This window comes from Streptomyces sp. NPDC091272, assembly GCF_044757485.1.
Taxonomy (GTDB): domain Bacteria; phylum Actinomycetota; class Actinomycetes; order Streptomycetales; family Streptomycetaceae; genus Streptomyces.
In genome coordinates this window covers 794,383-807,397 of record NZ_JBIVVC010000003.1, presented here as the reverse complement: position 1 = coordinate 807,397, position 13,015 = coordinate 794,383, and the positions used below count along the sequence as shown (strand labels likewise).

11 protein-coding genes, 5 tRNA genes and 1 riboswitch are annotated in these 13,015 nt (G+C 73.0%); of the genes, 4 read left to right on the top strand and 12 right to left on the bottom strand.

Annotation, left to right across the window (positions count from 1 at the left end):
- Positions 1 to 76 precede the first annotated feature (76 nt).
- The 9 genes from ACIQM4_RS12980 to ACIQM4_RS12940 form a co-directional block, all read right to left on the bottom strand.
- Positions 77 to 1,375 (bottom strand): M23 family metallopeptidase, encoded by a 1,299-nt coding sequence (locus ACIQM4_RS12980; protein WP_401590025.1) that lies wholly within the window; start codon positions 1,373 to 1,375, stop codon positions 77 to 79.
- 11 nt (positions 1,376 to 1,386) lie between these two features.
- Positions 1,387 to 1,520, bottom strand: a riboswitch (cyclic di-AMP (ydaO/yuaA leader).
- Between the two features lie 309 nt (positions 1,521 to 1,829).
- A complete protein-coding gene (locus ACIQM4_RS12975; RefSeq protein WP_401590022.1) occupies positions 1,830 to 3,134 on the bottom strand; it encodes a PP2C family protein-serine/threonine phosphatase in 1,305 nt (434 codons plus the stop codon).
- 98 nt (positions 3,135 to 3,232) lie between these two features.
- Positions 3,233 to 3,306: transfer RNA gene (locus tag ACIQM4_RS12970), tRNA-Met, on the bottom strand.
- A gap of 168 nt (positions 3,307 to 3,474) precedes the next feature.
- Positions 3,475 to 3,547: transfer RNA gene (locus ACIQM4_RS12965), tRNA-Lys, on the bottom strand.
- Positions 3,548 to 3,763: 216 nt separating this feature from the next.
- Positions 3,764 to 6,211 carry a DEAD/DEAH box helicase gene (locus tag ACIQM4_RS12960; RefSeq protein ID WP_401590019.1) on the bottom strand — a complete coding sequence of 816 codons (2,448 nt, stop codon included), beginning with the start codon at positions 6,209 to 6,211 and terminating at the stop codon, positions 3,764 to 3,766.
- Positions 6,212 to 6,405: 194 nt separating this feature from the next.
- Positions 6,406 to 6,999, bottom strand: coding sequence for a hypothetical protein (locus ACIQM4_RS12955; protein WP_401590016.1), 594 nt, complete (start codon positions 6,997 to 6,999; stop codon positions 6,406 to 6,408).
- A gap of 211 nt (positions 7,000 to 7,210) precedes the next feature.
- Positions 7,211 to 7,582 carry a fluoride efflux transporter CrcB gene (gene crcB, locus ACIQM4_RS12950; protein ID WP_401590013.1) on the bottom strand — a complete coding sequence of 124 codons (372 nt, stop codon included), beginning with the start codon at positions 7,580 to 7,582 and terminating at the stop codon, positions 7,211 to 7,213.
- On the bottom strand, positions 7,579 to 8,115 hold the full coding sequence (locus ACIQM4_RS12945) for a CrcB family protein (protein ID WP_401590010.1): 537 nt from the start codon (positions 8,113 to 8,115) through the stop codon (positions 7,579 to 7,581). The genes crcB and ACIQM4_RS12945 overlap by 4 nt, the downstream gene beginning before the upstream one ends.
- 53 nt (positions 8,116 to 8,168) lie before the next feature.
- Positions 8,169 to 8,519 (bottom strand): metallopeptidase family protein, encoded by a 351-nt coding sequence (locus tag ACIQM4_RS12940; protein ID WP_401590007.1) that lies wholly within the window; start codon positions 8,517 to 8,519, stop codon positions 8,169 to 8,171.
- A 198-nt stretch (positions 8,520 to 8,717) separates the two neighbouring features.
- Between ACIQM4_RS12940 and ACIQM4_RS12935 the strand changes: the two genes are divergently transcribed.
- From ACIQM4_RS12935 to ACIQM4_RS12920, 4 genes are all read left to right on the top strand, one after another.
- Positions 8,718 to 10,259 (top strand): metallophosphoesterase, encoded by a 1,542-nt coding sequence (locus tag ACIQM4_RS12935; RefSeq protein ID WP_401590004.1) that lies wholly within the window; start codon positions 8,718 to 8,720, stop codon positions 10,257 to 10,259.
- Positions 10,260 to 10,340: 81 nt separating this feature from the next.
- Positions 10,341 to 10,413 (top strand) — tRNA-Glu (locus ACIQM4_RS12930).
- 37 nt (positions 10,414 to 10,450) lie between these two features.
- Positions 10,451 to 10,525: transfer RNA gene (locus ACIQM4_RS12925), tRNA-Asp, on the top strand.
- 22 nt (positions 10,526 to 10,547) lie between these two features.
- A tRNA-Phe gene (locus tag ACIQM4_RS12920) sits at positions 10,548 to 10,624 on the top strand.
- Between the two features lie 69 nt (positions 10,625 to 10,693).
- On the opposite strand, the gene ACIQM4_RS12915 is transcribed toward ACIQM4_RS12920, so the two are convergent.
- Genes ACIQM4_RS12915 through ACIQM4_RS12905 form a run of 3 tightly spaced genes read right to left on the bottom strand, consistent with a single transcriptional unit; the run spans position 10,694 to position 13,015 of the window.
- The gene (locus ACIQM4_RS12915; RefSeq protein WP_401590002.1) at positions 10,694 to 10,972 is read right to left on the bottom strand and encodes a hypothetical protein; all 279 of its coding nucleotides are present in this window, start codon (positions 10,970 to 10,972) and stop codon (positions 10,694 to 10,696) included.
- Positions 10,969 to 12,015, bottom strand: a complete 1,047-nt coding sequence (locus tag ACIQM4_RS12910) for an NAD-dependent epimerase/dehydratase family protein (protein ID WP_401589999.1) — start codon at positions 12,013 to 12,015, stop codon at positions 10,969 to 10,971. The genes ACIQM4_RS12915 and ACIQM4_RS12910 overlap by 4 nt, the downstream gene beginning before the upstream one ends.
- A complete protein-coding gene (locus tag ACIQM4_RS12905; RefSeq protein WP_401589996.1) occupies positions 12,005 to 13,015 on the bottom strand; it encodes a Gfo/Idh/MocA family protein in 1,011 nt (336 codons plus the stop codon). Before ACIQM4_RS12905 ends, ACIQM4_RS12910 begins: the two co-directional genes overlap by 11 nt.

Here is a 13,015-nt window from a genome sequence, read left to right as displayed (position 1 = left end):
GGGCCGCCGGTCCCTCAGACCGTCGGCCCCACACCGTCAGGTGCTCGGACCTCCGGTCCCTCGGACCGGACGTCCCTCAGACCGTCAGGCCCTTGCCGCGCAGCCAGGCTGCGGGGTCGATGCCGTCGCCGCCGGGCGTGTGCACCTCAAGGTGCAGATGCGGGCCGGTGACGTTGCCGGTGGCGCCGACGTTGCCGATGGTCTGCCCGGTCGAGACCTCGCCGCCCGCCGTGACGTTCATCTGCGAGAGGTGGCAGTACCAGATCTCGGTGCCGTCATCGAGTTCCAGCACGATCCGGTAGCCGTACGAGCCCGAGTAGCCCGCGGACTTGATCGTCCCGCCGTGCACGGCCTTGGCGGGCGTGCCCGTCGGGGCGGCGAAGTCGAGACCGGTGTGGTGCCCGGAGGACCACATCGAACCGGACTGTCCGAAGGTGGAGGTGAGGGTGTACGAGGAGGTGGGCAGCGAGTAGCTGGCGGCCAGCTTGGCGAGCCGCTCGGCCTCAGCCTTCGCCTCGGCCTCCGCCTTGGCCTTCGCCGCTGCCTTCGCCTCGGCCTCGCGCTTCGCCTGTTCGGCCTTCTCCGCCTTGGCGTCTGCCTGGGCCCGCTGCTTCTTGGCCTCGGCCTCGGCGTCCTTGACCGCCTGCTCACGGGCGGCCTCGTGCGCGGCCTCGTCGGCGACGGACCGCTGCTGCTCGGCCTGGTTGAGGATCCGGGCCCGCAGGCTCTCGCCCGCACCGGGGGTCTGCCCGGCAGCCGGAGCGGCCGGGTCCGGGGCCGGAACGGAGGCCGTCACCGAAGCCGTGGCGGACCCGACGTCGGCGCCGGTCCCCGAATCCGGGACCAGCGCCCCCACGCCCGGCAGCGACTCGGCGTCCGGCAGCGAGTCCGCGAGCGACTCCAGGGAGTCGGTGAGCTGGTCGGGCAGCGAGATGGAGACGGCCGGCTTCTCCTGGGCGGTGGCGATCCCGCCGGCGCCGACGGCGGCGATGACGCCGACTCCGAGCACCGTGGAGCTACGGGCCAGGGAGCCGCGCTGCTTGGCGACGCGGTGCTTGCCACGGACCGGAACGAGAGAGTCCTCGGTGGGGTTCCACTCCTCGGCCGAGGCGGCGGGAGCACCGAAGGAGCCCGCGGGGAACGCAGCTTTGGCGGGGAACGCGTCCCCGCCGGAGAATCCGTCACCCGCAGCGAACGCGTCGGCCGGTCCGTCGAACTTCGCGAAGCCGTCGGCTGGGCCGCTCATCGGGCCGTCCGTGTCGCTCGGGACGCCGTACGCCTCGTACGAAAAAGCGGGGGCCGCGAACGCGGGGGCCGCGGAGGGGGCCGAGAGAGCGGGGACCGGGGGTATGGGGGCAGGCCTGTTGGACGCCACTGGGGCGCGCTCCTTTCCTTCCTTCTCGCCTACCGGGTTAGCTGACGGGTTCGGAGCAGGAAGGTCTCCTACGGGCCAGGTTCGACCCGATTCACCCCAATTGGTGGTTCCCCGGTTTCCACATGGAATTCGGCGCACGCGCACGGCGCCGTCTCTGACGACGGCTGGGACGACCGCGCTGCGTTATCGAACGTTAATAGACACACAAGTGGAATTCCAAGCCGATCCAAGTGATCGTTAACGCCGCGCAGGCGGTCATGGCCGGTGCATACAGCTGGATATGACAGCAAATCAGGACGACACAGCAGCCCCTCGCTTCACCCGGTTCCCGACCCGCAAACCCTCCGTACCTGATAGATCGTCAATTGTTACGCGGAGGGCTCCCCCACCGGCACAGCCGGTAACGACCCGTGGCCCCCGTGTACACCGGCACCCACCCAGCGCTCACGGACGCTCAAGGGCGCTTCACGATCTCCACGGTCCGCCGCGGCTCCGACTGCCCCACCCCGGGGCGGCCCACCGCGAGCAGTGCCATGTCGTCCGTCTGCTTGCCGCCCGTGTGCACCCGCACGTCACTGGTCAGCGCGTCCAGCACGGCGTCGGGCCCGGGAAAGAGCGAGTGCCGCAGCCGGACCGCCGGGTCGTAGAAGACCCCTTCCGCGTTCCGGGCCTCGGAGAGGCCGTCAGTGTAGAAGACAAGGGTCGAACCCTCGGGGTAACGGAACTCCCGCGCCCGGTCCGGCCAGGACCCCAGCTCCCCCATCCCCAGCGGCAGCGCGAACTCCGTGGGTTGCAGCACGTCCAGCGCACCGTCCGCGTACAGCAGCAACGGCTCGGGGTGCCCGCGGTTCACCAGCCGTACGATCCCGGCGCCGCGCGGAATCTCGGCGAGCACCGCCGTCGTGAACCCCTCCAGCGCGTCCAGCCCTTCCCTGCGCCGCCCCTCGCGCGCCAGCGCCCGCTCCAGCCGCTGGGCGACGCCCTCCAGACAGCTCTCCGTCTCGGCCACCTCCCGGAAGGCGCCCACCACCACCGCGACCGCCTCGACGGCCTCCAGCCCCTTGCCCCGTACATCCCCCACGACCAGCCGCACCCCGTACGCGGTGTCCTGCACGGCGAACAGATCGCCCCCGATGAATGCGTCAGCCTCGGCCGCCTTGTAGCGGGCGGCCACCTCCAGCCCGCCGATCCTGGCCGGCGGGGTGGGCACGACGGCCCGCTGCGCCGCCTCCGCGATGACCCGCGCCGACGCCAGCTGCCGGTCGCTCTTGCGTACCACTCTGTTGATCAGGATCGCGAGCACGGACACCGTCAGCACGGTCAGCAGCTCGGTGAGGCCGACCACGGTGGTCAGCGCGTCGTTGGCGATCCGCAGCCCCAGCACGGCGAGCACGGAGGCACACGCGGTCAGCGCGGTGTTGGTCAGCGAGAAGAAGGGTGCGGCCACCAGGGGGGCCGCGGCGAACAGCGGCGAGGAGGTGAAGTTGGACGGCGTGAGCGCGTCGTAGAGGAGACCGCCCGCAATCATCAGCGCGGGCAGCGCCCGCACGAACCGCCGCGTCTTCCTGCCACGCCCGCCGCCCGCGGGACCGGCGCCGCCCCGGCCCCCGGCCCAGCCCCTCGCTCCGGCGCCGCCGCTCTCCCGCCCGTACCCCACCACCGTCAGTTCTCCTGCCCAGGTCCGCACCGGGTGCGGACGGTACCGCTCCCCACCCAGGCTGGCCGGAGCCGCGCCGTACGGCGAATCGGCATCGGCCAAGTGGGGGACGGAAGCCCGGTCCCTACCCACGACGACCCAACGCGGAAGGCCCGGAACTCTTTCGAGTTCCGGGCCTTCCGTGTGCACTACTTCTTCAGTAGCGGGGACAGGATTTGAACCTGCGACCTCTGGGTTATGAGCCCAGCGAGCTACCGAGCTGCTCCACCCCGCGTCGGTAAACACAACCCTACGCCATCCGGACAGCCCCGCCGACCACCCAGGCCACGGACCGCTCGCCCGCCAGCCGCCCCGCCCGCAAACGAAGGAGCGCCCCGACCGGTGTGAACCGGCCGGGGCGCTCCCCCGCACGTCGCGGGCGTGAGCCCGCCACTTCGTCCTGTAGGCCATGTCGGACTCGAACCGACAACCAACGGATTAAAAGTCCGCTGCTCTGCCAATTGAGCTAATGGCCCCCGGCAGGACTCCCAAGAGCATAGCTGCCCCGTCCGTGACAGCCGATCGGGTATCCGCGGAAACCTGGCCGGCGCCGTCGTGAGGGCGTGCCGCGTGCCCCGTGCGGTCGTGCTGCGTGGGCCCCGTGAGGGCGTGGCGTGCGGGCCTGCGCGGGTGCGGGAAAGGGCCCGCTCCTGGGGAGCGGGCCCTTTCCGGTGCTGCACGTTCAGGCTGGATCAGCCGTTGCGCTTCCAGCGGGGCTTGTCGTCGCGGCGGCCGAAGGAGCCGGTGCCGGTGCCGGTGGAGCTGCCGCGGTGGTCACCGCCGCGGAAGCCGCCGCCGGAGGACGGACGGTCGCCGCCACGGAAGCCGCCCGAGGGGCGCTCGTCACGACGGTCACGGTTGAACGGACGGTCGCTGCCGCCGGAGCGGAAGCCGCCGCCGGTGGGACGGTCGCCGCGGTCGTCACGACGGAAGCCGCCGGAGGCCGGACGGTCGCTGCGGTCGTCGCGACGGAAGCCGCCGGACGCCGGACGGTCGTTGCGGTCGTTGCCGCGGTAGCCGGTGGCCGCCGGGCGGTCGCTGCCGCTGCGCTCGCCGCCACGGAAACCACCGGACGGACGGTCGTCGCGGCGGAAGCCGCCACGGTCGCCACCGCGGTCGTCACGACGGTCGTTGCCGCGGAAACCGCCGGAGGGACGGTCGTCGCGACGGAAGCCGCCCGACGCGGGACGGTCGTTGCGGTCGCCGCCACGGTAGCCACCGGACGGACGGTCGTTGCGGTCGCCACCGCGGAAGCCACCACGGTCACCGCCGCGGTCGTCACGGCGGTCGCCGCCACGGAACCCGCCGCGGTCGCCGCCGCGGTCGTTGTTGCCGCGGTAGCCGCCACGGTCGTCACGGCGCTCGAAGTTGCCCCGGTCGTCGCGGCGCTGGCGCTGCTCCTCCGCTGCCTTGGCAGCGGCGGCGGCAGCGGCCTGGGCCTCTTCCTGGGCCTCGGCCTCGGCGGCGGCTGCGGCCTCGGCCACTGCTGCCTCCGGGTCCTCGCCACGCTCACGGGCGGCGCGGGCGACCAGGCGGTCGGCCTCCTCGCGCAGCTCGGTGGCGCGGCGCTGGATGCGCTCCAGCTCCTTGGCGAGCTCCTTGGCCTCACGCTCGGCCTGCTTGGCCGAGTTGGTCGCGGAGTCGGCCTGGACCTCGGTCAGCGAGCGGGCGCCGGTGATCTCGGCGACCTCCGGGTCGAACGCGCCCGAGCCGCCGACGATGTGGCGCGAGGCGTCGACGCCCGCGTCCTCCATCAGCCGGAAGATCTGGCGGCGCTGGTGCGGCAGGGAGAGGGAGACCACGACGCCCGACTTGCCGGCGCGGGCGGTGCGGCCCGAGCGGTGCAGGTAGTCCTTGTGGTCGCCGGCCGGGTCCACGTTCAGGACCAGGTCGATGCCGTCGACGTGGATGCCGCGGGCGGCGACGTCGGTGGCGACCAGGGCGTTGACGTAGCCCTTCTTGAAGTCTTCCAGGACGCGGGTACGGGCGCCCTGGGTCATGCCGCCGTGCAGGGCGTCGGCCTTGACGCCCGAGTCCTGGAGCTGCTCGGCGATACGGTCGGCGCCCAGCTGCGTACGGACGAAGATGATCGTGCGGCCCTTGCGGGCGGCGATCGCGGCCGTGACCGGCGCCTTGTCCTTCGGCTTCACGACGAGGACGTGGTGGGTCATGGTCGAGACGTTGCCCTGCGCGCTGTCGACCTCGTGCGTGACGGGGTTGGTCAGGTAGCGCTTGACCAGGGTGGAGATCTCGTTCTCCATCGTGGCGGAGAAGAGCATCCGCTGGCCGCCGCCGGGGATCTGGTCGAGCAGCTCGGTGACCTCGGGCAGGAAGCCCAGGTCCGACATCTGGTCGGCCTCGTCGAGGACGGCGATCTGGACGTTCTCCAGGGAGGCCGCGCCACGGTTCAGCAGGTCGCGCAGGCGGCCCGGGGTGGCGACGAGGACGTCGACACCGCGCTCCAGTGCGTAGATCTGGTTGCCCATGGACGTACCGCCGCAGACGACCTTCATCTTCAGGCCGAGCACGTCGCCGTACGGCTGGAGGGCGTCGGCCACCTGCATCGCGAGCTCACGGGTCGGCGTGAGGATGATCGCGCGGGGCTTCTTCTTCTCGGTGGTGCCGCCGGCCAGCGTGGCCAGGGTCGGCAGACCGAAGGAGAGGGTCTTGCCGGAGCCGGTGCGGCCACGGCCGAGGATGTCCTTGCCGGCCAGGGCGTCCGGGATGGTCGCGGCCTGGATCGGGAAGGGGGCGGTGACGCCGTTCTGGGCGAGCTTGCGGACGATGCCCTCGGGCAGGCCCAGGTCGGCGAAGGTGGGGCCGGTGTGGACGGGCTCGGCGTCGACGTCGTCGGCGGCGATCTCGTCGGAGGCGGCGGCCTCGGGTGCGGCGACCGGCTCGGAGGCGGCGGCCTCGGCGGCGACCGGCTCGGAGGCGGCCTCGACCTTGGCCTCAACCTCGGCGTCGGAGGACCCGACGATCGCCGACTCGACGATCTCGGTGGCGGCCTCGACGACCTCGGTGGTGTCGACGGTCTCGACGTCGACGGTGACCGTTTCGACAGCCTCGACCGGGGCGTCGAGCTGCTGCTCGGCGGCCTCGGTGGGCATGGCGGTGCGGTCAGAACTGGAAACAGACATGCGGATGCGAAACCTCTCGGAGTCTCGGCACGCGCCCAAACTCCGTGAATCGCAAGTGAAACCGCCTCGATGCGGTCAGTCACGGCAAGGGAGAGTACGCGCCACACGGCGCTCTTCTGTGTCGGCGCCGGGCAATGGGATCAAACGATCTATAACCATACGCACCCTCCCCCTCACCTGGCAAATCGACGGCGCTACACCGCTTCCACCTGCGGATTTACCACCTGACCCGGCTGTCCCCCGCGGTATCGCACGGGCGCCTGCGTCCCATCGGCACGGTTCTGCGCCGCGGGGGACTCGGACGGCGGGGGCGGCGTCGACGGCTCGGTCGGTGTCGGGGTCGGCTCGGGCGGCCTGGTCGGCGGCGGCGAAGGACTGGGCCGCTGGGTCGGGCGGGTCGCGGACGGTGAGGGCGCCCTGGTGGACGGCGTGGCCCTGCCGCCACCACCTCCGGCCCCCGGGGACGGCGTGGCGTGGGGGGCGTCGCCGGGGGAGCCCTTCGAGGGGGTGGCCTCGGGGCCCGGCGAGGCGTCCGGGGCGACCGTCGGACCCTCGGCCGGTCCCTCCCCCGTACCACCCTCGGCACGCGAGACGGGCTTCGAGTCGGTGCGCCGCCTGCCTTCGCCGCTCTCCGCCGCGCCCGCGTCGGGGCCGGCCTGCTCCTGTTTGGCGGCGGGGCGGGCCGGGAGGGGTCTGCCCTCGCCGTCACTCACGCTCATGCAACCTGCGGAGGCCGCCACCGCGAGCGCCGCGGCGGCGAGTCGGACAGGGGTGGGCAACTGGCGCACGGGCGCACCTCCGGCAATGACGGCCAAGGGGGTGTCGGCGCACGGGTCTGCGACACTCCCGGGGCCGTACGGCGAGTTGGGGTCTGCCCTCTCAACTCCCATTCCCCCGCCGGGGACACGCGCGGGCACGCGACCACCACCGCGCCGCCACCCCCCGGACACCGTCGCCACACCTCCCGCCCCGCACGCACACCGCCCGCCCGGCCCCGCGCTACCCGCCGGATCCGCCGAGCGCGAGCCCCAGGGTCACCGCGCCCAGCGCGACCAGTACGGACACCGCCGCGTTCGCCCCCGCGAGGAAGCGCTGCCCGCTCTCGGCCAGCCGCAACGTCTCGTAGGAGAAGGTCGAGTACGTCGTGAGGGCGCCGCAGAGCCCCGTGCCGACCAGGAGTTGCACGGACGAGGTGGCCGCGCCGGACGCGACCGCCCCCGTGACCACCCCCAGCACCAGGCTCCCGGCGGCGTTCACCGTGCACGTCCCCCAGGGGAAGGCGGACGGGTGCCGCGCCTGCACCGCACGGTCCGTCAGATACCGCAGCGGCGCCCCGACCGCCCCGCCGATCAGCACCAGCAGCCAGTTCACGCGGTACGCCCCCGGGTCCGCCGTCCCCGTACCGCGGGCGAGCGGTCACCGCTCAGGCGACGCGTCACGGCCGCCGCCGCCCAGACCGCGGCCAGCGCGCCGAGGAGCGTGCCGCCCCCGTACAGGAGCGCGGCGAAGGGCGCCCCGCGCCCCAGCAGTCCGCTCATGTCCATGGCGTACGTGGAGAACGACGTGAAGCCCCCGAGCACGCCCACCCCCAGAAACGGCCGCACCAGCGGATGCGCGCCGCGCCCGCCCTCGGCCACCAGCACCATCAGCACCCCGATCAGCGCGGACCCGAGCACGTTGATGCCGAGCACCACCCAGGGGACGGCTCCGGCGGGCGCGGGCCAGGCCAGCAGCGCGGCGTAACGCGTCAGGGCCCCGAGCGCGCCACCGGCCGACACCGCCCCGAGCACCGGCCACGGGCGGGCCGTTCCGCGGCCGTTGTCGGGAGCGGCCCCGCAGCTGTCGGGAGCGGGCCCCGGGCCACCCTCGGGGTCCGTGCCGGGGCCGCCGCCCGAAGCGCCCACGCCCCCGCCCACGCCCCCGCCGCCGCCACGCCCGCTCCCCGGCCGCGCGTCGCTCACCCGTACCCCAGGGCGTGCAGGCGCTCGTCGTCGATCCCGAAGTGGTGGGCGATCTCGTGGACGACGGTGATCTCCGTCTCCGCGACCACGTCCTCCCTGTTCTCGCACATCCGCAGGGTGGGTCCGCGGTAGATGGTGATGCGGTCCGGCAGTACACCCGCGTACCACTCCCCGCGGTCGGTCAGCGGCGTCCCTTCGTAGAGGCCCAGCAGGTCCGGGTCGTTCTTCGCGGGCTCGTCCTCGACGAAGACCGCGACGTTGTCCATCAACCGCGTCAGCTCAGGCGGTATCCGGTCCAGCGCCTCGGCGACCAGTTCCTCGAACTCCTCACGCGTCATCTCCAGCACCCTCCCATTCTGCCGACCCCGCCCCGGTCCGGCACCGACACCGACGCGGCGCGGGCGCGGCAGACGGGGACGCGGGCGTGCCCGGCATTGCCGTGACCGCCCCGGCCGGGCCTCCGTCCGCCCCGGGCCGGCTCACTCTTCCTGCGTACGGAACCGTTTCTCCGGCATGGCTGTCCCCCCGCCGGGCATACGCCCCCAATGGCCCGAGCCCGCCTCCGCTTACGCGCCACCACCGCCCGCCTCACCCGGCGCTACCGCTCGCACCACACCGCGCCCACCAGCGCCCTCCTGCACACCCCGCACCCCTGGGCGCGGGGCCTGGGCCTCGTCGCCGTCGTGCTGCTCGGGGCCTGGCTCGGGCTCCTCACGGTGGGCGACGTGCGTACGCCGGTCGGGCCGGTGGACACCACGATGACCCTGCGTCCGTCCCTCAGCGGCGGCACCAAGATCAATGTGTCCCCGCTGGGCGCCCTGGAGCTCAAGTCGCACACCGCCCCGCTCCGGCTCGACGTGGACGTCGACCAGCTCGACCCGGACCGGGCGGCGGCCCTGGTCAACCATCCGGAGCGGATCTCCGGGCTCCAGGAGGAGATCACCCAGGACGTCGGGGCCGGTGCGTTCGACCTGGCCCTGCGGTCCTCCGTGGCCGTTCTCGCGGGGGCCTGCGCGCTCGGGCTCGCGGTGTACCGCCGCCCCCGCCGCGCCCTGGCCGCCGGGGGCCTCGCACTCGCCCTGCTGGCCGCGTCCGGCGTCACCGCGTTCGCCACCTGGAACCCGAAGTCGGTCCTGGAGCCGAAGTTCTCCGGGCTGCTCTCCTCGGCCCCCTCGGTCGTCGGTGACGCCCGCAGCATCGTCTCCGACTTCGACGTGTACCAGCAGGAGCTCGCCCGGCTGGTCACCAATGTCACCAAGCTCTACGACGCGACCTCCAGCCTGCCCGCGTACCAGCCGTCCCCCACCACGATGCGCGTCCTGCACGTCTCGGACATCCACCTCAACCCGGCGTCCTGGAGCATCATCGGCTCGCTCGTCGAGCAGTACGACATCGACGCGATCATCGATTCCGGTGACACCATGGACCACGGCAGCTCCGCCGAGAACGTCTTCCTCGACGCGATCCCTGACCTGGGAGCCCCGTACCTCTGGGTCCGTGGCAACCACGACTCGGCGGCCACCCAGGCGTACATGTCCCGCCTGAAGAACGTGCACGTGCTCGACAACGGGAGCGCCGTCACCGTCGCGGGCGGGCTGCGCGTCGCCGGCACGGGCGATCCGCAGTTCACCCCGGACCGCTCGGTCGCGCCGCAGGGGGACGGCAGCGAGCGCGTCGCCGGGGTCCAGCTCGCGGCCGCGCTCCGCGACCAGAGGGCGGCCGGCACGCCCGTCGACATCGCGGTCGCCCACAATCCGGTGGCCGCCGCCCAGTCGGCCGGGGAGGTACCGCTCGCCCTGGCCGGCCACACCCACGAACGGAAGACCGAGCTGCTGGCCGGCGGCACCCGGCTGATGGTCGAGGGCTCCACCGGTGGCGGCGGACTGCGCGCCGTGGAGGACGACGACCCGCAGAAGATCCGTGCCTCGCTCCTCTACCTGGACCGCGACAGCCGCCGGCTACAGGCCTGGGACGAGATCACGCTCGGCGGTCTCGGCCTGACGACGGCCGAGGTCAGCCGCCATCTGCCGGACGGGAACAGCCCGGGGGACGGCCCCTCGGAAACGCCCGCGCCCCGGTCCGGGTAAACCGTTTTGGCGATCGCCCCCGGCATCCCATATGCTTCTCACGTCCCCGACGCGCTGCAAGGCGCACAGGCGGGCCAATTAGCCCTCATCGTCTAGTGGCCCAGGACGCCGCCCTTTCAAGGCGGTAGCACGGGTTCGAATCCCGTTGGGGGTACGCAACACCTGTGCGAGACTCGTGCTCGCACAAGCTTGGTCCTGTGGAGCAGTTTGGAGTGCTCGCCACCCTGTCAAGGTGGAGGCCGCGGGTTCAAATCCCGTCAGGACCGCTACGGATCGCAAGATCCGAGTGGCTGGGTAGCTCAGTTGGTACGAGCGATCGCCTGAAAAGCGATAGGTCGCCGGTTCGATCCCGGCCCCAGCCACCACATGAAGAAGCCCCGGACGGCACGCCGTCCGGGGCTTCTTCATATGCATGGAGCACGAGCCGCCCCCGGTCACCATCCCGGCGGAAGAAACCCCACCTGCAGGCCCACCTGGGTGGCGCAGTCGCCGAAGCGGGCGGCCAGTGCCGCGTCGGCCGCCGCCTCGCTCTCCCGCTCCGCCCGGGTGCGGTCCGGCTTCCGCCGCGGTGCCACCCGCGGCCGTCCCACCGGCTCGCTCTCCGTCAGGGCGTCCGCGACCAGGTCGCTGACCAGCCCGGAGATCGTCGTCCCCTTGTCCTGCGCGAGAGTGGCCAGGCGGTCCCGGACCGTCTCGTCCATCTCAATGATCATGTACTCCATTCGCCCACCCTTTTCCGCGTCAGCTCGTTCGTCCCTGTGCGCTCCGGGGCCCGGTGCGGTGCGCCGGAGAGCCCCGCGCGGCCGTGGAGCCCGCGGGTGCGCAGGGTGTCGGCCCACAGCCCGCTCACGGACTCGCGCAACGTCCGGACGGCGGTCCAGCCCAGCAGCTCCCTGGCGGGCAGGGGGTCGACCTGGATCCAGTCGTCACCGACGGCGCCGGTGGCGTCGGCATGCAGCTCCCGGACCTCGGCGGGCACACCGCTCACCTCGACGAGGAGGTCGACCAGGCCCCGCACCGGCACGGCCTCGCCGCGTCCGATCGGGACGACCAGCCCCGGAACGCGGGCCCGGGTGGCGGCCACCACCGCGTCCGACACGTCGCGCACGTCCACGTAGTCGCGATGGGCGCGCAGCTGGGACAGCTCCACGACCGCCGGGAGCATGTCCCGCGCGACCGCGTCCGCGAGCCCCCCGGCCACCCGGCCGAGCAGGCTGACCGCCGGGGTGCCGGGTCCCGCCACATTGGCGATCCGCAGCACGCCCGCCGCCACGATGCCCTCCGCCGCGGCCTCCAGGACCGCGTGGCTCGCCATGAGCTTGGCCTTGCCGTAAGCGGTCGTCGGCCGGGGCGGCGACGCGGTCCTGGTCGTCTCGCCGGGCAGGGTCGGTCCGTACTCCAGCACCGAGCCCAGGTGGACGACGTAGGGCCGGCACGTGGCCCGCCGCAGCGCGTCCAGCAGCCGGCGGGTCGGCACGGTGCAGTTCGTCTCCATGTCCCGTTCGGCGATCCCCCAGTTGCTGCCGATGGCGTTGACCACCGTGTGCGGCCGGACGGCGTCGATCACGTCGGCCAGCTCACCGGGCGACGCCGTGGTGACGTCCAGGGTGAGCAGCCGGCCCGGCAGCGGGAAGTCCGGTGTCCGCCGGGCGATCGTGGTCACCTCCGACCCGGCCGCGATCAGGTGCGCGCACAGCTGACGGCCCACGAACCCCGTGCCACCGGCGACGAGAACGCGCTCGCGCTCATCGGCCATCTGCTCCTCCTGACCAGCCGTCGCCGAGCAGCCGTGCCCGGTCCCGCACCTGGGCCACCAACCGCGCCCGTGCGACGACGTGGGTGCTGCGGGCCGCCGCCCCGCCCCCGGTGACGGCCCTGGCGAAGGCCGTGAGGGTGCCGGCGAACTGATCGTCGGCCGGCAGGACGTGCTCCCGCTCCCCGTCGGCGCGTTCCAGGCGCACCCTGGGGCGGAAGTCGGGCGGCGGGGTGAAGGCACGCTCGACGACGATCCGGCCCTCGCTCCCCCACAGCGTGTACGCACAGCGGTAGGCGTGCTCGAATCCGAAGGCCACGTGCGCCGTGCGGCCGTCCGGCGCGCACAGCAGCACGTCGCCCGCCACGTCGACCTCGGTGCCGGCTCCCCTGCGCAGCGTCGCCCCGACCACGTCGAGGTCGGGCCCGAGGAACATGCTCGCCGCGGCGAGCGGATAGACGCCCGCGTCCAGCAGGCTGCCGCCGGCCAGGTCCGCCCGGTAGCGGACATTGCCGGCGGGCAGCGGGGGAAAGCCGAACTCGCTCGTCATGGAGCGCAGTTCACCGATGGCGCCCTCGCCGAGCATCTTGTGCACGGCGTCGTGCAGGGAGTGCTGGGTGAAGGTCAGGTTCTCCCGCAGGGTCAGGCCGAGCGAGTCCGCGAGGCGGACCGCGGCGACGGTGTCCGGGTACCGGTCGGTCAGCGGCTTCTCCGCGAGCACGTGCTTTCCGGCCCGCAGTGCCCGCACGGTCCACTCGTGGTGCAGACCGGTGGGCAGGGAGATGTAGACGGCGTCGACATCCGGCTGCTCCAGCAGTGCCTCGTAACCGGCGACGGCGTCGCCGCCGAATTCGGCGGCCACCGCACGCGCGGTGTCCGCGCGCCGGGAGGCGACAGCGGTCACCGTCACCTCCGGCACCTTCAGGGCGGCCGGGAGGGTACGGCGTCGGGCGATGTCGGAGCAGCCGAGAATGCCCAGCCGCACGGGACGCTCGTTGTTCAT